Consider the following 21,882-nt stretch of genomic DNA (forward strand, 5'->3'; position numbering starts at 1 on the left):
GCGTAGACCGTGGGATCCATGATGGTGACATTCAAGTATTAGATCCCGCGGTCTTCGCCGCGGGAATTCGGATTAGATTTATTTAACGGCAGCCACCTGATACTGAGACATAGTTGCTCCAATGTTTTAGCGCTGTCACCTGGGATTTTACGATCAAAGCCGCGAAAATTCGAAATGTAGAGTGTCATCACAGCAAATCCGAATTCCCGCGGCGTAGACCGCGGGATCCATTGATTTAACGCCCCCCCCCTTCTGGATACCAAGGCAAAAGCGCTGTAAATTCACAGTACAGGATTGGAATAACCCACTTAATTTACTCATCCTTAATCACTAAATAAATCAATACGGACAGAATCATAATAAATATATGAAATGCAGTTGTTATTGCGTTATTAAGCATGGGAGACATCCACATGCCAAACCATTCGCCACCAATGGACATAAACAGAACCTGCCAGGTTAAAAATCCTAAAGTTAAACCGGCTACGGACATACTTTTTGCCTGATTAAATACAGAAGCTTCCTTTTTTCTGGCTCGGAACAACTTCCAGGCTCCCAGAGCGCAGAGAAGGGTTGTTAATGTCTCCATGCTGATAATACCAATATAAGCGGCATGCTGAAGCTCAGGGTTTGTAATGGCTCTGTAGGTGATTTTCGAACCAGGAAATACGTCCGTCATTGATAATGCCTTCTCTACAGCAGGAAGATTTGAAGCATAATCAGTGATGTTGCCAAAAGCTGTTAACAAACAATAAAAAGAAACCGCTGCTACAAGTACAATTTTTGATAGCCGTATCATCATTCCTTCCTTTTGAGCTAATCAATAATTCAAATGACTTAAACTATACAGCCTTCAATTGAAATTACCAACAGTAGCAGGCTCAAAGGTTTCACTTAAGAAAACGAGTTAAAACAAATTATACTGTATTTTTTTATCATTTTTTTTCACTTGTGGCGTTGAATTTAATCCTGCGCAATCGCAGCGCATTACCAATTACTGAAACTGAGCTTAATGACATAGCAGCCGCAGCGATAACCGGGCTTAAAAGTAATCCGGTCATAGGATACAAAAGTCCAGCAGCTACAGGGACTCCAAGCCCGTTATAAATGAAGGCAAAGAATAAATTCTGTCGAATATTTCGCATGGTTGCAACCGACAAACGGCGGGCTTTAAGAATACCCTCTAGATCACCATGTAATAAAGTAATGCCTGCACTTTCAATCGCAACATCGGTTCCGGTTCCCATTGCGATGCCAATATCCGCCTCAGCAAGTGCTGGTGCATCATTGACTCCATCTCCAGCCATAGCCACCAAAAAACCTTTGTTTTTTAATTCACGCACCTGTCTGCTCTTGTCTTCCGGCATGACTTCTGCGATCACATTCTTAATACCCAGAGAGTTTGCCACACTCAAAGCTGTTTTTTTGCTGTCACCAGTCAACATGTACAGTTCAATCCCGCTTTGATGTAATTCATTCATTACCGCTAGAGTATTTGATTTTATAGGATCTTTAATGATTAAAATTGAGGTCAGTGTTCTGTTAATGGCTAAAAATACTGCCGTTGCCCCTTCCGCTCGCTCTTCATCTGCAATTCGAATAAGCTCCGGAGTAATTTCGATACCAGATTCACGCATAAAACGAAGAGTGCCTAGGATCATTTGGTGGCTTCCCACTCTTCCGGTAACCCCTTTCCCAGGCAAAGCGTTAAACTCTTCTACAGGAGCAAAAGAGAGTTTCTGTTCTATTGCTGCTTTAACAACCGCCTGAGCCAGCGGATGCTCGCTCTGATGCTCCAGGGAAGCCGCCATTGCCAGTATTTCTTGCTCATTGAATGAGCCGATGCTCACTATGCGAGTCAATGCTGGACGCCCTTCCGTCAATGTTCCGGTTTTGTCCACAACCAACACATTAACTTTCTCCATCTGTTCTAATGCCTGGGCATTTTTGATCAAAATACCTTCCCGTGCACCTTGCCCTACACCAATCATAATTGACATCGGTGTTGCCAGACCTAAGGCACAAGGACATGCGATAATAAGAACCGATACAGCCGCAATCAACCCATAACCGGATGAAGGCTGTGGCCCCACCAGTGTCCATATGATAAATGTCAATAAGGCTGTTAGAATGACAATTGGCACAAACCATCCTGAAACTTTGTCTGCGAGACGAGCTATAGGTGCCCGACTACGTTGTGCCTCACTTACCATCTGCACAATACGTGAAAGCACAGTTTCACTTCCTACATGTGACGCTTTCATCACAAAACTACCCGTTTGGTTTATCGTAGCACCTATTATTTTTGCTCCGATTTCTTTACTCACTGGCATAGACTCACCCGTGATCGTTGATTCATCGACGTAGCTTTTTCCCTCTATCAAAATCCCATCGACGGGTACTTTTTCGCCAGGGCGAACACGCAGCAGATCACCAGCCTGAACTTGTTCCAGAGGAACCTCTTCTTCATTGCCCTCTGCTCCAATACGATGGGCTGTGTCTGGCGCTAAACTCAACAAGGCGCGAATTGCACTTCCAGTTTGCTCACGAGCTTTTAACTCAAGAACCTGTCCCAATAAAACCAAGGTTGTAATGACTGCCGCAGCTTCAAAATAAACAGCAACCTGCCCATTGACCGATTGAAATGCGGCTGGAAATAAACCAGGCACCAGGGTTGCGACCAGACTGTAAATCCAGGACACACCAATACCCATAGCAATTAAAGTAAACATATTCAATTGCCTGGTTTTAAGGGAGTGCAGTCCTCGTTGAAAAAAAGGCCAACCACACCATAAAACTACTGGAGTTGCCAGGATAAGTTGTAACCAGGAAGAAAAACCTCCAGCAATGCTATGGGTTAATAAATGTCCGCTCATCTCTAATAGAAACAAGGGTAAAGTCAAAATGAGAGCTACTCCAAAACGGCGCCTCATATCCAGATACTCTGAACTGGCCTCTTCTTCAATACTCAATGCTTCTGGCTCCAGAGCCATACCACATATTGGGCAATTACCCGGCCGGTTTTGACGAACCTCTGGATGCATTGGACAAATATAATAACCACCTGGCTTTATTTTCTCTGCATCTTTCGGTACTTTATGCTTATGACAACATGAAGCAGATTCCGCTGTGTCGTGATGATGTCCGGTATGATGATGATTCATAGTACACCTATTCGTATTTTTTCAATAATCCAATGATTTCATTCAATTTTTTATCACGCATTACCCCATCACTTAGTGTGGCAATATGCCCCAGGCATCCTTTAATGTGGGTATCCAAAACACTTAACTCTATGGATTTCAAAGCACTTCGCGCTGCTCGAATTTGAGTTAAGATGTCGATGCAATAACGTTTCTCTTCAATCATGCGTTTAATACCTTCAAGTTGACCAATTGCACGATTTAAGCGATGTAATTCTTTTTCATGAGTTGAGTGATTATTCATTTTTTCTCCTATACCCCTATAGGTATATACCCCGTATGGGTATATGTCAATTAATTCACATGAATTATTTTTAATAAAAATTGAAAAATAAGATTAAATCAGAGAGTTAAAAAAGTTATTCATTGATTGAACGATGAATAGGCGGATGAAATTTATTCCATGAGTCCGATCAGAAAGCAATTCCAGATAAGTGGGTTCTAGGCATTGTTAAGTGATTTTTTTTAACATAAGATGATTTTGAAATGGTATGCATGTTCAGTAATTAATAGTTAAAGGAATAATTATGTCTGCATCAGCTTCTGTTATCAAAAAAAAAATTCTTCACGATAAACTGATACTCATTATCAATAGGGAATTCATTCAACTTGATGAAATAGACCAGATTGTCCAGGAAGAACTGCACTATTATGGATCCAACCCCGACATGGTCTCATACGAATTGGATTTATTAACTCATTTGGGGCATTTAGTCAGTTTTATAAGACAAAGACAATTTACTAATCCCCTATGGGCACTGCACATATTCCTTGATAAAAATACCCGACCAGAAACGAATAAAGCCTTAATCAGCGCCATCTTGATGACTCAGGAAAAAGACGACAAATCATATGAAGTTATTTGTCGTCTGGCACAGGAAAATAAACTGGAATACTATACCAATATCAGCATGGTTCCCCCTGTTCGCATTTATCGAAGATCTGAACATGATGAATATGATGAATATGATGAATATACGGAATGGTATTTCCTGTTTGAACTGTTCAGTTTAACACGAATTGCTCCACCCGAATTAATTCCCATTATTGCGGATTGGCTCATCGAAACAACCCCCTCCATCATGCATTTTAGTGCCATTATCAACTTTCTTAACACAATGAGAGGAACTCTGGTAGTTCATCAGAAGATCTTCAAAGAGCTTATGTCCTGTTTTCATAGCACAGCACAAATCGAAACGCTTGAATCCGTATTTAAATTTCTTCTGAAACATGATTTATTACACGAAAAGGTATTACAACTGGTTATCTCACGATTAGAACATATAAATTCGATCAGGACTTTTTTTACTGTATATCACCTGGAGCTACAGCAAAACCACACACAGTTGAGCATATTGGAGTTTTTGCCACTTTATTGTCAGCTAACCCAAGTTTCCGCAGAAAGCTACGATGATAAAATTTCATCAAATACCCCCTTACATCTGAGTGTCATTGAGCGCAACAGGGCAAATCTGGAAACATCCCTTAGCTTGGCCAATCACAAGTTACTCATTCGCGCATCTTATGAAAATACCGCTTTGTTATTAGCTTGCAAGTTAGGAGACAGAGCAGCAGCCAGGCTGATTTTAGCAAAAATGAGGGAACTGGATTGTGATGTCAATCAACAAGACAGCCATGGGATGTCCGCCCTCCATTGGGCCTGTTTCTATCATTTTGATGATTTAATTGAGGAACTAAGGGTTGCCGGGGCAAATGATCAATTAAAAAATACTGACGGGAAAGATTGTTTCTTTTTTTACCACCACCGGTTCACCCTGAGAGACTTTAAAAGAAATGGCAGGGAAATTATTGATGGTGAGGTTAAATTAGAGAACCCAGGGCTAACTGATCTCTGTTTCCATATGGAAAAAATTGCTCTCAATCTTAATTTAACGACGCCCGATGAACTGATGACTTTATATCGTAGCGATGAATTAGCTCAAATTCGATCTGCCAGCCGATTTCAATTGTTTTTTTTAGCATTTCGCACCAGGTTAGTCGATTGGCTAGAGAAACAACATGGTTCCGAAGCTCAGGCAACACTGTCGTTAACGGGGCCCAGCTAGAACACCATACCGGCTTAAAAAGTACTGATTATGAAGTCAAACGGTTGATAAAGCATGAACTACCCTAATTTGGGAGAAGCCGGTTTGTTGTCGTCCCATTGAGTATTTCGGGTAAATCGCGACAATATGTGATTGGAACGCTCAACTGCTTCATGTAAGGCATCAGTAGAACTGATTAACCCTGCAAACATGGCTTCTAATACCTCATCATTAATACCACGTATCTGATTTTGTGGACCGGTATGTTTTAACGCTCCAGCCTGAACATTATCTTCCAAATCAGACCGGGCAATCAATAATGCGGGATGACGGCTTGATTCGACAATTTCACTGTAACGCCCTTTTAAGCCTATGGGCAAATATCCGGTATGTTCATGCCAACGCTTTTGAATTTCCGGTTTTGCAATAAATTTAAAAAACAGAGCGATACCCTTGTAATTCACTTCATTTTGCCCCGCTACAGCCCATAAAGCAGCGCCACCAGCAACATTGGCATGCCTGACTTTGCTGGCCTGAGTATCCAGAGGCATTGCTGCTACACCCAATTGAAACGGAACCAACGCGGACAAACTGTTATAAGCGCCAGATGATTGGCTGAATAAAGGACAAACGCTACTGGTAAACAGAATAGTCGCATCATCCACTCGTCCCCCATATCGGAAATAACGCAAATTATGCCAGCGTTTTAAACGTTCAAAATGCCGTGCCAGTTGAGGCGTTTCGAAAACGGCCCGGACTGGATTGGTAGCTGTAATAGGCAAACCATGAATTGCCAGATAAGACTCAAACAGGATCCACCCTGGATATGCAGTAGTATAAGTGCAATGATAACCGGCTTTTTTAATTTTCTCGGCCAGTACTTCCATCTCATCCCAGGTTCGCGGAAAATTAGCCTTGGTGTAGCCAACGTTTGCCAATACATCCTGATTGTAATACAAAACAGGAGCTGAAAGATTAAAAGGCATAGCCATCAACTGACCATCCCTGCTGTAAAATTCACGTACCGATTGAATAAAATCCTCTTCAGGCAAGCTCATACCCTGTTCTTGCATCATCGCTTCTACAGGTTTGATGACTCCTTTCGGAGACAACATAATTGCAGTGCCAACTTCGAAGATCTGGACTATGGACGGAGCCTGACGCGCCCTGAATGCAGCAGCAAAACTGGTCAACGTCTCGATATAATCTCCTTTATAGACGGGTTTGATACTGTATTCTTTTTGACTGTTGTTAAATTCCTCAGCAAGCAAACGTACTTCATCACCCAAATGACCTGCCATGCCATGCCACAGCACCAGCTCAACAGGTTTTGCCTGTGCTACCACAGCTGTCAATATTGCCAAAAGGAATGAGAATAGACCTTTCATGTTAATAAGTCTGGATAATCGCTAAAGACAGCATCAACACCCCAATTAAATAATTTGTTTGCCTGACGTTTTCGATTCACCGTATAAGCGCACACGATGTACCCTTCATCTTTTACTTCTTTAACACGATCCGCAGTTAATATTTTTCGATTAAAATGAACCGAAAAACACTCGAGTTGTTTGGCTTTCTGCAGCCATTGCTCATCCCACTCGTGAAGCAATAAACCTAAAGGCATCTCAGGAGCAATCGTTCTGCATAAAAGTAACGCCTCCCAATCAAAGCTGGAAACCAAAGGCAAATCCTTTCCTTGAGGCCAATGACGGTGGATGTGACTCAACACAGCCACTGCCGTTTGTTCGGCTGTTCCAGGATAAGGTTTAATTTCTATATTGGCCTGAACATCAGAAAAAGACAACCATTTTAAAGCATCTCTGAAATGAGGAATTTTCTCGCCTTTAAACTGTTTGGAGAACCAGGAACCAGCATCCAGACTTTGCAAATAGGCCGACTCCACCTGCCCGACTTCACCTCGTCCGTTGGTTGTTCTTTTTAAATTATCATCATGAATCAGAAAAGGCTCACCATCAGCACTGCACATCACATCAAACTCAATGAAACGACAGCCCAAAGACAGTGCCTTATCAAAAGAAGCAAGAGTATTCTCAGGAGCATAAGCACATGCTCCACGATGACCAATGACCCTTTCTACAACCAACAATTTAATTCCCCTGCTTACGGTTTGAAGCCGCTTCAACATAGGCAGTCAACACCAACTCATTACTCACCGTTAAGGGTGCTGGAGCTGCAGCTGCCATGACGACTGCATTCATTTCTTTTGCCTGATAAGCTCTTGGTTGAGGAGGAATGTTATCGCCTTCTAAAAACACCAGGTTACTCAGACTGTAATTTTGAGTAGGATAAGCTTTATTCATTCGAGCAATTTCTTCATTAACCTGCTGATATAATTTTTCACGCACTTTGGCCCGAACGGCCTGAGTTTCTTCCAGGCTGGGTTTGAATTCGACACCGCTTATTTCATATTTGGCCCCAGGCATACTGACCGACTTGGCATTGTGATAAATATCCGTTAAAGCAGATTGATCCACTCTCGCCTGAGCCTGCACAAAAAGTTTTTCCAACCCGGAGCTGTCCTGAGAGCGATCAAATTCAACCAAATGCCAATCACCCTTGGCAATTTTATTCAGACTGTCCATAATGTCAGCGCGAGCCTTCACCAAATCAGCACTACTCAATGTCACATTAATGTTAACATTTAACAAGGCAGTTTGAGTGGTTACCCATTGTTTGGCAGAAATCTGAAACAAAACTTTATCAAGAACCAATTCAGGAACATCATCACCAGCTAATGCAATAGGGGTAAATGCCATTAAAGCAAGAATACCGGCAGCATGTTTCATGATTATCTCCATTCAGAATAAATGTTTAAAATAGTGTATACCACCAACCCCCAAGATACCAAATCATTCTCCTGTTCAAAAAGATAGCGATCCCAAAACTAATTCCTTAAATTTTAGAACAATTTTTTTCAAGGTGCCCCAAATACAATCGTTTATCCCACTTGTTGAAATCTTACCATTGATTTAATTTTCGAATAGGTCTATAACTTGTCGCAAATTATTGCAAGAGGAGCCGAATAAATGATGTCTGTTGACAATATAACAAATAACAATCAAACAATAGCAGAAGATGATTTCCTCGAGTACGCATTGTCCCATGGTTTCGGCGATCTACACTTTAAAGTCGATCCTGAAACCGGAATGAAGGCCATGATAGCCATTCACAACACGAAGCTGGGTCCTGCCTTGGGCGGATGCCGTTTTATAGAATACCCCAACACAGCAGCAGCACTGAAAGATGCCATGCGTCTGGCACGAGGCATGAGTTTTAAAGCTGCGTCAGTAAATCTCCCCCTGGGTGGTGGAAAATCGGTAATTATAAAACCTAAAGGCACATTTAACCGCGACGCATACATGCATCAATTTGGCAAATTTGTTAACGAGCTAAATGGCAGATACATTACAGCCCTGGACAGTGGAACTGTTTTAAATGATATGGACATCATTGCCCAGCATACAGATTATGTAGCCAGCCTGTCCAAACACAATGGGGATCCGTCGCCATCTACAGCTAAAGGTGTCTTACGTGGTATTCAGGCAGCGGTAGCATTTAAACTAGGTAAAGACAACCTGAAAGGACTTCATGTTGCCATTCAGGGACTGGGTCATGTAGGTTATTTACTGGCCAGGCACTTGCATGAATTAGGAGCGACGCTTACTGTTGCCGATATTTCTTCTGCAGCTGTGGAGCAAGCAGTAAATGAATTTGGCGCGAAACCCATAAGTACCGACGTCATCCATAAAGTACCCTGCGATGTATTTGCTCCATGTGCACTGGGCGCAATCATAAATGATATTACGATTCCTCAACTTCAGACGACCATTATTGCAGGCGCAGCGAACAATCAGCTGGCACACACATACCATGGTAAAAAACTGCATGAAAAGGGCATCTTGTTTGCAGCGGATTATGTCATTAACGCTGGCGGTTTAATTTTTGCCGCATCCAAATATTTGCATACTCCTGAAGACAAAGTAAATGACCAGATCGACGGCATTTATACTTCATTAACTGAAATATTTACCCGTTCAGCTAAAGATAATTTACCTGCCAGCGAAATTGCAGATACTTTAGCTCAAGAAAAACTGGCTTGATTGGGTAGTTAGATGAAACAGTTAACTCTTACCCCTGAATTGTATGAATACATGCTTGATAAATCCTTGCGTGAACACTCTGTTTTAAAAGATTTGCGCAAAGAAACATCAACTATGGAGCTGGCTAATATGCAGGTTGCACCAGAGCAGGCGCAATTCATGCAATTCCTGATCCGGCTGATCCGGGCAAAAAAAGTTCTGGAATTAGGAACCTTTACTGGTTACAGCGCGCTGGCAATGTCACTTGCCTTACCCGATGACGGACAGCTGATTACCTGCGATATAAGCGCTGAATGGACTAAAAGAGCACATCCATTTTGGCGGGCTGCCCAGCAAGATCATAAAATCAAATTACGGCTTGGTCCGGCAAAAGACACGTTATATGCCTTATTAAACGAGGGTTGGGAACACCAATTTGACTTTATATTCATTGACGCGGATAAAACCAATTATCTTAATTACTATGAGTTGGCTTTAAAATTGATTCAACCCAGAGGATTAATCGCCATAGATAATGTGTTCTGGGATGGTAATGTGATCAATCCCAATGATGTAAGCGGGCAGACAAGGGAAATTAAAAAATTGAATGAATTGATTAAAAACGATCAACGAGTTCATATTAGTTTATTAGCAATAGCTGATGGATTATTTCTGGTACAACCCGTCGAGTAGCATAATGTGACATATAGACAAGGAGAACCTGATAATGCACACAAATAATAACCCCTGCGGATTAGATGGCTTTGCCTTTTTGGAATTTTCAGGGCCAGATAAAAATAAATTACATCAACAATTTATTGATATGGGGTTCCAGCCCGTTGCAACTCATCAGGAACAGGACATTACATTATTTAAACAAGGTGATATAGAGTTTATAGTTAATGCAGCAACCCAATGCCAGGCAGCAGCTCATGCCGTAACTCACGGTGCAGGAGCCTGTGCAATGGGCTTCAAGGTTAAAGATGCCAAGGCTGCTTTTCAATACGCCATATCTCATGGGGCTACTGCATTTGAAGATTCTGCTCATGCTCATCACGGTTTACCTGCTATTGAAGCCATAGGCGGTAGCGTCATTTATTTTGTTGATGACACTCATCAACCCTTTGCCCAAAAATGGAACATAAAAAATACCGCTCCCGTTATTGGCAACGGTCTGGTTCACATCGATCATCTGACCCATAACGTCTACCGAGGTAACATGGATAAATGGGCTGCATTTTATGAATCGCTGTTTAACTTTCAGGAAATTCGTTTTTTTAATATTAAAGGAAAAATGACCGGTTTGGTCAGTAGAGCCTTGGGAAGTCCTTGTGGAAAAATCAAGATTCCATTGAACGAATCCAAGGATAATCTCTCTCAAATCGAAGAATTCCTGCATGAATATAAAGGGGAAGGCATACAGCACATCGCTTTATCTACTGATGATATCTATAAAACCGTTCATAGTTTAAGAAATCAAGGCGTTAAATTCCTTGATGTTCCGGATACCTACTATGAAATGCTCGATACACGTCTTCCCTGGCATCAAGAACCAGTAAGCCAACTGAATGCTGAAAAAATTCTCATGGATGGTGAAGTCGATCCAGAACATGGATTATTGTTGCAAATCTTTACTGAAAATATTTTTGGACCTGTATTTTTTGAGATTATTCAGCGTAAAGGAAACCAGGGATTTGGTGAAGGTAACTTCCAGGCTTTATTTGAAGCGATTGAACGAGATCAAGTCAAACGCGGAACCCTGAAAGAGTACAATTAAGAGGTCTACATGAAACTTGCCAGCTTAAAATCATCGTCTTCTCGTGATGGAGAATTATGTGTGGTCAATCAATCATTGACCACCGCAATCAAAGTCACCTCTATCGCTCCCAATTTACAGTATGCTCTTGATCATTGGACTCAGGTGGAAGCCGACCTGAAAGCCATCTATCGTCAGCTGAATGAACAATCGCTAAAAGGCTCTTTTGATTTTGAACCTCGAAACTGCACCTCCCCTCTTCCCAGAGCGTATCAATGGGCTGACGGTAGTGCCTATGTGAATCATGTAGAGTTAGTCCGAAAAGCACGAGGAGCAGAAATGCCTGCTGATTTTTGGACTAATCCTTTAATGTATCAAGGAGGTTCTGATGCCTTTATTGGCCCCAGAGACCCCGTTCTTGTAGCCAGTGAATCCTATGGCATTGATTTTGAATCCGAAATTGCCATCATCACTGATGATGTTCCCATGGGTATCGACAGCAAACAAGCACAACAACATATTAAACTCTTGATGCTGGTTAATGATGTATCCCTCCGTAATTTAATCCCTGGTGAACTGGCAAAAGGATTCGGCTTCTTTCAATCAAAACCGGCCAGCAGTTTTTCTCCAGTAGCAATTACTCCTGATGAATTAGGTTCCAGTTGGGATGGTCAGCGGGTTCATTTGCCACTTTTAAGTCATTTGAATGGTACATTATTTGGCCAACCTAATGCCGGAATTGATATGACCTTCTCCTTTCCTGATTTGATTGCGCATGCAGCTAAAACAAGAACATTAACTGCAGGTACCATTATAGGTTCTGGAACAGTATCCAATCTGGATCGCAGCAAAGGGTCTTCGTGTATCGCTGAAAAAAGAATGCTGGAAATCATTGAATCAGGCGAAGCCAAAACACCTTTCATGCGTTTTGGAGATTCCATTCGAATCGAAATGCTGGATGAACAGGGCAACAATATTTTTGGCGCAATAGACCAAACCGTTCAACGTCATCAATAGGATCCTTCATGATTTTGTATGACTATTTCCGCTCTACGGCCTGTTACAGAGTTCGCATTGCTCTGAATCTCAAAAATATTGCCTATGACAAAAAGGAAGTGCATTTAATCCATAATGATGGCGAACAGAATAAGCCAGAATATAAAGAAATAAACCCTCAAGGTCTGGTTCCCAGTCTGGAGGTTGATGGTCGCATAATCCACCAATCCTTGGCGATTATAGAATATCTGGATGAAATCCATCCTGAAATTCCGTTACTTCCTGAAGATCCACTCATGAAGGCCACTTTAAAATCGTTGGCCTTAATTGTGGCTTGCGACATGCACCCTCTTAACAATTTGAGGGTACTCAATCGCCTGAAGGAACAGTTCAAAGCCAATGAAGATCAAGTTATGGATTGGTATCATCACTGGCTAAAAACCGGATTTGATGCCTTTGAAGAGCGATTGAAACATCTGGAGCGCGTCGAACCGGTTTGCTACAGCAATAAAGTCAGTCTTGCTGACCTTTGTTTAATACCACAGGTTTATAATGCGCATCGTTTCAATTTTGCTATGGATCCTTACCCGTTAATCAATGCAATAAACGACTATTGTTTGACTATTCCGGCTTTTCAAAATGCTTCGCCAAAATAAAGCAAATAACTATGTCTTTTCAATTACTTATCTCTGAACATGACAAAAAAACAGTCATGTCCAGAGCTTACTTATACCAAAGAGATTGAATAGGTTCCGTAAATTTTAAATTGATTCAAACCTGAATCAGGGTGTATGGACAACTCATCAATAAATTCTCATCGCTTTACGGACAAGCCCTGATAGAGCTTCACAAAATCGAAGCAACTGTTGCATTAAAACCATGCTCTGCTGAATTCAACAGTCACAACCCCCTGAGGTGTTTTCTCTAACATGCTCCATACCGTCTTGCATCGCTGAAGATACCCCATTAAAACATGTTCATTACTGCAACGATAACGTATGGGCATGGCATCATAGACCTCGGTGGGTTCAATCGCCTGACAATGCTCGCCATTTGTCAATTCAATAGCCCAGGGAAAAGTGCGCGACATATCCAGAAGAGTATGGTTCTCGTTATTTAGTGGAGCACTCACCTGGATTAACACACTGTCACTATCCCAGGGTGACTGAGGGCATAAAGCCTCCATTAGGTTGCTCCCGGCTTTGACAAAACAGGGATCATAAATTCTACCTTCAGCCTGACAACGCCATGCGTCTTCGCGAACAATTAACTGTGACTGGGAAAAGCATTCCCCGGACACTTTATTTTTGACTACAGGTGCAATTTGCTCAACCACTTCACCAAATGGTCTATACAGTTTTAATACAGTATCGCCAGCAGTAGCTAAAAAAGAACAAAAACACAGCACTACTAATAAAACTCTTTGCAACATAGTGTTCCCCCACTGATTTTATTTAGTGTATCATCACATACTAAACAAGCGGCTGTTTCGATTTTGCTAGCTTGAGCCAAAATGGCCTGATGTTCGATTATTGAAGCGCAGCATCCAAGGATAGGCACGCGAAAATCAGACCATTTTATCAACTGAGCAGGAAGGTCAACAGCCCTTTAAATGCCTTTATCGATTTTGGAGTACATAATGACAGAAGTCTTTACTATAAAACAATGTCTGGATGGTGAAATCAGCGTTGATGAAACCGTTACTGTAAGAGGCTGGGTAAAAACCCGGCGGGATTCTAAAGTGGGTTTATCCTTTATCAATCTGCATGACGGCTCCTGTTTTTCTCCAATACAGTTAGTAGCTACCGACAGCTTATCCAATTACCATGAAGAAGTAATAAAACTGAACGCGGGTTGCTCCATCATTGCTACCGGTAAATTGGTTGCGTCCCAAGGTAAGGGACAGCTTTTTGAAATCCAGGCGGAGCACATTGAAGTTGCTGGCTGGGTAGAAAACCCTGACAGCTATCCCATACAGGCCAAAAGACACACCCTCGAGTTTTTGAGAGACGTAGCTCATCTACGCCCACGGACCAATACCATCAGTGCGGTAACCCGAATTCGCCATTGTTTGGCTCAAGCCATTCACCGATTTTACGATCAAAAAGGTTTTTTCTGGATTCATACTCCTATCATCACTGCCAGTGATTGTGAAGGTGCCGGTGAAATGTTTCGAGTTTCAACCCTTGATTTGTTGAATATCCCGAAAAATGATCAAGGACAAATTGATTTCACGAAGGATTTTTTTGGTAGAGAAACCTTTCTTACCGTTTCCGGTCAATTAAACCTTGAGGCTTACTGTATGGCCATGTCCAAAGTCTATACCTTTGGCCCTACGTTCCGTGCAGAAAACTCCAATACCAGCCGTCACTTAGCCGAATTCTGGATGGTCGAGCCAGAAATCGCGTTTGCAACGTTAAACGACATCTGTGATTTAAGCCAACAGATGCTGCGCTATCTATGCAAAACAGTTCTTGATGAACGCTCTGATGATATGGACTTTTTTAACCAGTTTGTCGCACCAGGTTGTATTGAGCGGTTGGAACTGATAGCAGATTCCGATTTTGAGGTAATGACCTATACTGATGCCATAAAAATTCTTGAATCCACTGACCACAAATTTGAGTTTCCAGTCAGTTGGGGGCTTGATTTACAATCAGAGCATGAACGTTTTCTGGCAGAGGTGCACTGCAAGAAACCTGTAATTATAACCAATTACCCTCAAGAGATTAAAGGCTTCTATATGAGGCTGAATGATGATGAAAAGACGGTTGCAGCTATGGATGTTTTAGCACCTGGCATCGGTGAAATTATTGGAGGAAGCCAAAGGGAAGAACGATTGGCGATTCTGGATAAACGCATGGATGAATGCAACCTGAATAAAGAACATTACCAATGGTATCGAGATCTGCGCCGTTACGGCACAGTACCTCATTCAGGATTTGGTTTGGGCTTTGAACGATTAATCAGTTACGTTACCGGTGTAGCCAATGTGCGTGATGTGATTCCATTCCCACGCACACCAGGTCATGCTGATTATTAATTCTATTTTAGGGGCGTGGCGATTTATACTCAACCTGGGTAATTTCATTATCCGGCTGGGGTTCCGATTGCTGACGCCCATCAGACTCGGAAACCTCGAGCTTTTTATTCTCAGATTGGCGCAAAACTGGGGTACCAAAGTCTATTCTATCATAAGTTTTGCTGTCTTTTTCTTTAAGAAACTTGATTAATTGGCTTTCCCGGGATTGCTCCGTAGATTGACCTTCTTCAGCTCCATCTGCCTTTCTAGTGATCAAAGGATACGAAATGGATCTGTCTCTTCTGTGAGCAAAAAATCTCAAGGGGATTTTTTGTGATACGGGGGCAGTATCTTGTTTGGTATCCTCTAATAAATCAACATTCGGTTTTTCTAATGTTCCATCAACTCGTTTAAACATCCTTATTGCTCCTTGTTATAAACTAATCCTGCACTGATAGAGTCCCTTCATGCAATATCATAATCCTGTCCATACGTTTGGCGATTTGCTGATCGTGCGTTACGATCACTAAAGCTGTTTTCATTTGCTTGTTCAGATCCAGCATTAAATCAAACACTTTAGTGGCTGTTGCCTGATCCAAATTGCCTGTAGGCTCATCTGCCAAAACACAGTGAGGCTGGTGCACCAAGGCTCTGGCAATTGCGACTCGCTGCCGCTCTCCGCCTGAAAGTTGGGCAGGTTTATGTTCCATTCTTGGCTTTAGGCCAACATGATCCAACATATCACTGGCTTTTTGCTCTGCCTGCTTGACTTGCATCCCCGCAATTAATAAAGGCATGGCAACATTTTCAAGCGCTGTGAATTCAGGTAACAAATGGTGAAACTGATAGACAAATCCTAACCGTTGATTACGCAATTGACAACGCTGTTTTTCACTAATTTTTTGCCAGTTCACATCATTAATGGAGACTGAACCGCTTGTTGGTTTATCCAAACCTCCCAGCAAGTGCAACAGAGTGCTCTTTCCAGAACCAGATGGGCCAATTATCGCGACGCTATCGCCTTTCGCTATCCTCAAATCGATTCCTTTCAACACGTCTACTCTTGAGGCCCCGTCATTATAAGATTTGACTAATTTTTGACTGTATAAAATAGAATCATTCATAATGCAAAGCCTCCGCAATCACTGTTTTTGAAGCGCGCCAGGCAGGATAAATTGTAGCAGCAAAACTCATTAATAAAGCCATAACACAGACATGCCATAAATCACTAAACAAGATTTCTGATGGTAAATAATCGACAAAATAAATACTTGAAGACAATACTTTTACGTTGAACAGGTTCTGTAAATAATTGACTATGGCAGTAGCATTTTTTGCTAATACCAAACCACCAGCCAACCCAATTCCTGTGCCAACTATTCCTACCATCATCCCTTGAACAATAAACACCCAGAGTATAGTGGATGGTGTAGCGCCTATTGTTCTTAAAATAGCAATTTCAGCCTGTTTGTCATTCACTACCATCACTAACGAAGAAACCAGATTGAATGCAGCAACTGCAATGATGAGCATTAATATAAGAAACATCATGGTTTTTTCCATTTTTACTGCTTCAAAAAATGCACCAAATTGTTGAGTCCAATTTCCTACCTGATATTCTTCACCTAATAGATTGGATAAGCGCTCTGAAAGTTCAGGAGCCTGATAAACATTATCAATCTTCATTTTAAGGCCCGTGACATCATCACCTAACTGCAACAGTTTTTGGGCATCAGCCAGGTTGATAAAGGCCAGTTTGGTATCAAAGTTAAATCCAGTACCTGCAGAAAACACACCCGCTACTGTAAATCGTTTAAAACGAGGAATCATGCCTGCCGGAGTTACTGTTGCTTGCGGAATCATGATGGTCACTTTATCTCCCATCATCACGCCAAGGGTGTCAGCAAGACCTTTACCCAAGATAATACCAAAATGCTTCAGGTTGTTCATATCTCCAGCCAGCAACTTATCATTAAGATGAGTTACTGCAATTTCTTTTTCGGGCAATACACCTGTAAGCACTATAGGTAAAACTTGCCCATCATGAGTCAACAAACCTTGACCACCAACATAAGGAGCAATCGCCTTGATCTGAGGGATGGCTTTGATTTTATTTTCCAGGGCAGGCCAATCCGTTAATTTTTCATCTGGTCCAGAGATAGTAATTTCTGGCGCCATGCCAAAAAATCGTTTATGAATTTCATGATCAAAGCCATTCATAACGGACAAGACGGTCACTAATACCATCACTCCCATGCCAATACCCAACATCGAGCTTAATGATATAAAAGAGACAAAATGATTTTTTTTTCTGGATCTGGTGTAACGTAACCCTATAAAAAGAGCTAATGGTTTATACATAATTACATTAATTTGATTTAAAGTTCTATTGTAGAGAAAAACTGAGCCAGGTGATATACCCAATTCGCAGATCCATAGGTTATTATCAAAAGCTTCTTTCCTCTACGCCAAAAACTCATCCAACCTATTGCCTTTGTGCCTAATTTTGGTGCATCCTTAATAATTCCTTAACGTAACTACCCTATAATTTCTTGATGTTAAATTGGAGTACAACCAATGCCATTTCCCAAACTCTCAGCAGTATTGAATAACTGTCCATTACATGCACTTACTCCTGAAATAAAATTGGAAGTTTTAAAATTTGGGGAAAATGAGCTCTATGACAATCAACATACAGCGGGTTATTCTATTTTAAAAGATAAATTCGCGGTGTTTTATGGATTTGATCCTGCTGAATTTACCTGGAGCACATTCGCCGGCATATTGAATTGTTATAATGCATTTGATACGCAAATCATATTAGGCCCGGTATTACGTTCGTTTATGAAAGAACACATGGCCCATGACGAACTTCTTCCCAGTCTGGCCGCAGCGAGTGACACGTCGCCTGAACTGTATATCAACAGCATGACAGAAGTACAACCTGATACCAGTCGTTACGCCAGTTTGGCTCCTGACGAAGTGTATCAATACGTCAGTAAAGAATTAGGTCTAAGTTTGATTTATCATCCTCAGGTAGGGGAAACCACTCAATTGTTAGCCTCCAATGCACTGTCCACAGTTCATATATTTCATCAAGGAGGAATAGATGGTGCGCAATTTGGTGGCCATTGGGAACGCACAGATAGAGGCTTGGAAAGTCTTGATATTCAAAACCAGGACGACACCCAACTCAATGAAATCATTCAACTTTTAGGTCAAAACATTGGAGTCAATCCTTTTGGCTTCGAATTATTAAAAAAGCATGTTCAGATTACTGCACGGACTCAGGAGAAGCACAATGAGTCAATACAATTTGAAACTGAATTTGCGGAACTACATATCGCAGTGGCTCAAATACTCAAATACCTTAATAACATTAATTCAGTTCCCAAAATTTATGCTATTCGATTATTAGGGAACGGCTTATCTGAAATTACCCGCCGATTCATTGAGGAATATGACTTTCTAGAAGTGGAACACAATCTAATATTTGAGCAATGGATAAGAGCTCTTGACGAATTTAAACCAACATTAAACGCAGAAGAACAACAATTAATCAATCGGCTTATGGCACCTGTGCCAAAATCTTTTTTTCCTGTAAACGTTGAAGCTACACTGCCTAATGAGCAAGATTCAAACAGAGAATTTGCTGAGGCATTACAGGCTATTGAGCGTTTTGAGATGGAACAACGTGAAAAAAACCTTATTGAAAGTGAGCAATTAGCGAGACGACTTCAGGATGAAGAACTTTGGGCACGCGACAAGGTAGAGCTAACTCTGCCTGCAGGCCAGCAATTAGCGCAAGATACTCAAAATGTTCATCCTGAAGACGAGATTTCAGATACCCGTGAGCAATTGGCACATATGCTGGCAACAGGGCAAATTGCACTCGGACAGGATGATGAAGAACAACGAACAAACAGTGATAAGCCTCTATCAATGAAAATACTGTTAGCGCAACAAGAGTTTCAAAAACATCTCGATTCGCTTAAAAACAAAATGGATGATCTTGCCAAACGCCGAAATGAACACATTTCCAACCTTGAAAAATTTGACGCATTGGACAAAGCCTGGAACGCAGCAAATGACCTCCATATGAACATAGCAATAGCTGGAGACCTCTATTTTAGCTCTCCTAGTCCACAAGCTTATAATAAATTTGAATCCACATGTAAAACACTTATAAATTCAGCACATAGCAAACTGGACAAGCACCGAGGATGGACAGAATTTTTAGTCAATTTTGCCTTGGGAATTTTAACTCTGGGAGTAGGACTGATCATAAAAGGGCTATTTAACCTGGCAACGAACAAGTCGTTCTTTTTTGTTCATAAGACGAAGTCCTCCGAATTATTGGATGACATCGAAAACGATGTTCATAATTCGGCGCCAGCTGCCTAGTTAGTACCTTATCTCGTTATCAAACCTCTCAATCCGAGTACTCAACAGACGGTACTCGGGATTTTTCTTATTATTGTATTATAATTAGTACAAGACTGATTGAACATCACACGTCTTGATTAAGGGGCTTTGCTTATGCGTATTTTTTTAAAAACCTTAATGGGACAATCCGTTGGCATCACCATTGAAAACAGTAGAACAGTGACCGGCCTGGATATAAAGAAATTAATCCAAAAGAAAAAAGGGTTTGATATTTCAGAACAAACCATTCTGATTGCAGGAAGGACATGGGATGATAACCAGTCCTACACAGAGTTCAGAAAACAAAGCCCGCATTTACCTGTTGAATTAAACCAGAATCATCTGAGACTGGTCATTACTCCAATTCCAGAACATTTACGCCCACTGGTTAAAATGAACTATCATGACCTAAAAGAACTTAACCCCAAATTAGCAACACAGATATCAAAAAATTCTCGGGCGATACGATATAAAGAAGAAATTCATATCAGTACCCAGACCTATTGGAATGACTTAAGCATCCATGAACGAGTTAAAATACTGAGCAACCAGGAGTATGCTGATCTGGTTCCGTTACTACCGAATAAAACACCACCCGTTCAAATCAACTCTGGAAACGGATAGATACTAAACCACTACTTCCATTGTACCGTGTAGAAATAATGACTCCAGCGGACTTCAGCAATTGTACCTCTTGATATCGAAGTGACTCCCGCTGGAGTTCCAGTATAAATAACATCACCTGACTTCAAGGGAAAAAATTGACTTATATATACTAATAAATCTACTGGATGCATCATCATATCTGCACCCTTAGCACCTTGCCTGGGAGTTCCGTCAATAATTAATTGAAATTCCGTATCCAGATAATCTTTAAATAATGAATAGGGAATCCATGGGCCAAGAATGGCGGCATCTTTAAATACTTTTGCTGTAGTCCAAGGATGACCTTGTTTTTTTAATTCAGATTGACGCGTTCTTAAAGTCATATCCAGACCAAGCGTAATGCCTGAAATAGCATTTTTAGCTTCTTCAAACGTCATTTGATACCCATCTTGGGCAATGCGAAGCACGATTTCACATTCAGGCTGCACGGCGGTGTCTCCAGAAGGAAAATCAAGATGCAGTTCCTCCTTCCAGCTGGCAGCTTGTTTAAGAACACTTGCTGGCTTCAGAAATAATACGGGTTTTTCTGGTACTGGATCTCCAAGCTCTTTAGCATGGTCAAGATAATTTTTTCCCACACAAACTATTTTATCAAAAGACATATAAATGAATCTCCTATGGAACAAGATAGTATCAAGCTAAGAGTGCGATAATTAGGTGCTTTATTGGTGATTGAGACTGCTCTCTTAGAATTAGAAAGAGCCGTAATATGTAATGGTGCCCGGGGCCGGAATCGAACCGGCATGTAACTTATTAATTATATTTATTTAAAATAATATGGACTCGAAGCTTACCTAAAATCTTAGCCAACGTTGCATATCCTACCATAAACGAAAGAATGCGAATACATACGCACGAACATGAATTTTGTGCTACAATGTGGCTCATAGACAGGAGAAATATAATGACTACTAATGCAGTGGTAAGAGCAAGAATTGATGAGCATATCAAAGAAGAAGCTTCAGCCGTGCTTGCATCAATGGGGCTAACTGTATCTGATGCATTCCGTATGTTGCTAACACGTATAGCTAAAGAACATGCATTGCCTTTTGAACCCCTTATTCCAAACCAAAAAACTATCAATGCAATGAAAGAAGCTCGACGCGGCCAGTTAAAATCGTTTAAAACAGTACAATCGCTCATGGATGATTTAAATAATGAGGACGATTGAGTACACGACCCAATTTAGACGTGATTATAAGCGTGAGATAAAAGGTAAACATAAAGCAGTCTTTAATAATCTCTTTATTGAGATTATTGACACATTAGCACGAGATGAACCACTGGCAGCTAAACACAGAGATCATGCGCTATCTAATAATTGGCAGGATCATCGTGATTGTCATGTAAAACCAGATTTAGTATTAATTTATCGTAAGCCGGATACGCAAACATTGCAACTGGTGAGATTGGGTTCTCATAGTGAGCTGAGTCTTTGAGTATTTGTTTACTAACTAATCAATGAACAAATGTTCCTTAGATAACTAAATATAGCTTTAATTATTAATCAATCAGTTACTGACGTGGTTTAATAGATTTGACCACCCCAGTTAAGAGATAATGCACTTAACTGGAGAAAGTAATGACGATAAGAAAGAAATACCCCAAAGAATTTAAACTGGATGCAATTAGTCTCGTTTTAGAACAAGGTTATGGGGTAACAGAAGCA

Annotated in this window: 22 protein-coding genes; 11 read left to right on the forward strand and 11 right to left on the reverse strand. The window is 41.1% G+C overall.

Annotated elements, in window-relative coordinates:
- Positions 1-313: 313 nt before the first annotated feature.
- The 3 genes from ELY21_RS02140 to ELY21_RS02150 all read right to left on the reverse strand — a co-directional run bounded on the left by ELY21_RS02140 (position 314) and on the right by ELY21_RS02150 (position 3,447).
- Positions 314-802, reverse strand: coding sequence for a DUF2165 family protein (locus ELY21_RS02140; RefSeq protein ID WP_127106455.1), 489 nt, complete (start codon positions 800-802; stop codon positions 314-316).
- 133 nt (positions 803-935) lie between these two features.
- Positions 936-3,164 carry a copper-translocating P-type ATPase gene (locus ELY21_RS02145; RefSeq protein ID WP_127106457.1) on the reverse strand — a complete coding sequence of 743 codons (2,229 nt, stop codon included), beginning with the start codon at positions 3,162-3,164 and terminating at the stop codon, positions 936-938.
- A gap of 7 nt (positions 3,165-3,171) precedes the next feature.
- Positions 3,172-3,447 (reverse strand): metal-sensitive transcriptional regulator, encoded by a 276-nt coding sequence (locus ELY21_RS02150; protein ID WP_127106459.1) that lies wholly within the window; start codon positions 3,445-3,447, stop codon positions 3,172-3,174.
- 283 nt (positions 3,448-3,730) lie between these two features.
- Here ELY21_RS02150 and ankQ point away from each other — a divergent pair, with 283 nt between their 5' ends.
- Positions 3,731-5,269, forward strand: coding sequence for a Dot/Icm T4SS effector AnkQ/LegA10 (gene ankQ / locus ELY21_RS02155; RefSeq protein WP_127106461.1), 1,539 nt, complete (start codon positions 3,731-3,733; stop codon positions 5,267-5,269).
- Between the two features lie 59 nt (positions 5,270-5,328).
- On the opposite strand, the gene ELY21_RS02160 is transcribed toward ankQ, so the two are convergent.
- Genes ELY21_RS02160 through ELY21_RS02170 form a run of 3 tightly spaced genes read right to left on the reverse strand, consistent with a single transcriptional unit; the run spans position 5,329 to position 8,055 of the window.
- On the reverse strand, positions 5,329-6,636 hold the full coding sequence (locus tag ELY21_RS02160; protein WP_127106463.1) for an extracellular solute-binding protein: 1,308 nt from the start codon (positions 6,634-6,636) through the stop codon (positions 5,329-5,331).
- A complete protein-coding gene (gene ugpQ / locus ELY21_RS02165; protein WP_370272433.1) occupies positions 6,633-7,394 on the reverse strand; it encodes a glycerophosphodiester phosphodiesterase in 762 nt (253 codons plus the stop codon). The genes ELY21_RS02160 and ugpQ overlap by 4 nt, the downstream gene beginning before the upstream one ends.
- Positions 7,357-8,055: a hypothetical protein gene (locus ELY21_RS02170; RefSeq protein WP_199741614.1), complete on the reverse strand. Its 699-nt coding sequence runs from the start codon at positions 8,053-8,055 to the stop codon at positions 7,357-7,359. Before ELY21_RS02170 ends, ugpQ begins: the two co-directional genes overlap by 38 nt.
- Before the next feature lie 240 nt (positions 8,056-8,295).
- Here ELY21_RS02170 and ELY21_RS02175 point away from each other — a divergent pair, with 240 nt between their 5' ends.
- From ELY21_RS02175 to maiA, 5 genes are read left to right on the forward strand one after another with little or no spacing between them, the layout of a single operon-like run.
- Complete coding sequence (locus ELY21_RS02175; RefSeq protein ID WP_127106467.1) at positions 8,296-9,369, forward strand: amino acid dehydrogenase; 1,074 nt, start codon at positions 8,296-8,298, stop codon at positions 9,367-9,369.
- 12 nt (positions 9,370-9,381) lie between these two features.
- A complete protein-coding gene (locus tag ELY21_RS02180; RefSeq protein ID WP_127106469.1) occupies positions 9,382-10,041 on the forward strand; it encodes a class I SAM-dependent methyltransferase in 660 nt (219 codons plus the stop codon).
- 34 nt (positions 10,042-10,075) lie between these two features.
- Positions 10,076-11,125, forward strand: coding sequence for a 4-hydroxyphenylpyruvate dioxygenase (gene hppD, locus ELY21_RS02185; protein WP_127106471.1), 1,050 nt, complete (start codon positions 10,076-10,078; stop codon positions 11,123-11,125).
- A gap of 9 nt (positions 11,126-11,134) precedes the next feature.
- Complete coding sequence (locus ELY21_RS02190; RefSeq protein ID WP_127106473.1) at positions 11,135-12,121, forward strand: fumarylacetoacetate hydrolase family protein; 987 nt, start codon at positions 11,135-11,137, stop codon at positions 12,119-12,121.
- Positions 12,122-12,129: 8 nt separating this feature from the next.
- Complete coding sequence (gene maiA, locus ELY21_RS02195; RefSeq protein ID WP_127106475.1) at positions 12,130-12,756, forward strand: maleylacetoacetate isomerase; 627 nt, start codon at positions 12,130-12,132, stop codon at positions 12,754-12,756.
- Between the two features lie 215 nt (positions 12,757-12,971).
- Here maiA and ELY21_RS02200 read toward each other — a convergent pair whose 3' ends face one another.
- Complete coding sequence (locus ELY21_RS02200; RefSeq protein WP_127106477.1) at positions 12,972-13,532, reverse strand: hypothetical protein; 561 nt, start codon at positions 13,530-13,532, stop codon at positions 12,972-12,974.
- A 207-nt stretch (positions 13,533-13,739) separates the two neighbouring features.
- Here ELY21_RS02200 and asnS point away from each other — a divergent pair, with 207 nt between their 5' ends.
- The gene (asnS, locus tag ELY21_RS02205; protein WP_127106479.1) at positions 13,740-15,143 is read left to right on the forward strand and encodes an asparagine--tRNA ligase; all 1,404 of its coding nucleotides are present in this window, start codon (positions 13,740-13,742) and stop codon (positions 15,141-15,143) included.
- 7 nt (positions 15,144-15,150) lie between these two features.
- Here the strand turns inward: asnS and ELY21_RS02210 are convergent, their stop codons facing one another.
- Genes ELY21_RS02210 through ELY21_RS02220 form a run of 3 tightly spaced genes read right to left on the reverse strand, consistent with a single transcriptional unit; the run spans position 15,151 to position 17,483 of the window.
- Positions 15,151-15,540: a hypothetical protein gene (locus ELY21_RS02210; RefSeq protein ID WP_127106481.1), complete on the reverse strand. Its 390-nt coding sequence runs from the start codon at positions 15,538-15,540 to the stop codon at positions 15,151-15,153.
- A gap of 22 nt (positions 15,541-15,562) precedes the next feature.
- Positions 15,563-16,246, reverse strand: coding sequence for a lipoprotein-releasing ABC transporter ATP-binding protein LolD (gene lolD, locus ELY21_RS02215; RefSeq protein WP_127106483.1), 684 nt, complete (start codon positions 16,244-16,246; stop codon positions 15,563-15,565).
- Positions 16,239-17,483, reverse strand: a complete 1,245-nt coding sequence (locus ELY21_RS02220) for a lipoprotein-releasing ABC transporter permease subunit (protein WP_127106485.1) — start codon at positions 17,481-17,483, stop codon at positions 16,239-16,241. The genes lolD and ELY21_RS02220 overlap by 8 nt, the downstream gene beginning before the upstream one ends.
- Before the next feature lie 216 nt (positions 17,484-17,699).
- On the opposite strand from ELY21_RS02220, the gene ELY21_RS02225 reads away from it, so the two are divergent.
- Together ELY21_RS02225 and ELY21_RS02230 are read left to right on the forward strand one after the other, a co-directional pair.
- Positions 17,700-19,526 (forward strand): hypothetical protein, encoded by a 1,827-nt coding sequence (locus ELY21_RS02225; RefSeq protein ID WP_127106487.1) that lies wholly within the window; start codon positions 17,700-17,702, stop codon positions 19,524-19,526.
- A 135-nt stretch (positions 19,527-19,661) separates the two neighbouring features.
- Complete coding sequence (locus ELY21_RS02230) at positions 19,662-20,171, forward strand: ubiquitin-like protein (protein WP_127106489.1); 510 nt, start codon at positions 19,662-19,664, stop codon at positions 20,169-20,171.
- Positions 20,172-20,182: 11 nt separating this feature from the next.
- Here ELY21_RS02230 and ELY21_RS02235 read toward each other — a convergent pair whose 3' ends face one another.
- Positions 20,183-20,815: a fumarylacetoacetate hydrolase family protein gene (locus ELY21_RS02235; protein ID WP_127106491.1), complete on the reverse strand. Its 633-nt coding sequence runs from the start codon at positions 20,813-20,815 to the stop codon at positions 20,183-20,185.
- Between the two features lie 302 nt (positions 20,816-21,117).
- Here ELY21_RS02235 and ELY21_RS02240 point away from each other — a divergent pair, with 302 nt between their 5' ends.
- Positions 21,118-21,384: a type II toxin-antitoxin system RelB/DinJ family antitoxin gene (locus ELY21_RS02240; RefSeq protein WP_127106493.1), complete on the forward strand. Its 267-nt coding sequence runs from the start codon at positions 21,118-21,120 to the stop codon at positions 21,382-21,384.
- On the forward strand, positions 21,371-21,652 hold the full coding sequence (locus ELY21_RS02245; protein WP_127106495.1) for a type II toxin-antitoxin system YafQ family toxin: 282 nt from the start codon (positions 21,371-21,373) through the stop codon (positions 21,650-21,652). The genes ELY21_RS02240 and ELY21_RS02245 overlap by 14 nt, the downstream gene beginning before the upstream one ends.
- The last annotated feature ends 230 nt before the right edge of the window (positions 21,653-21,882 follow it).

Origin of the sequence: Legionella sp. km535 (assembly GCF_003990085.1) — a bacterium.
GTDB classification, from domain to species: domain Bacteria; phylum Pseudomonadota; class Gammaproteobacteria; order Legionellales; family Legionellaceae; genus Legionella; species Legionella moravica.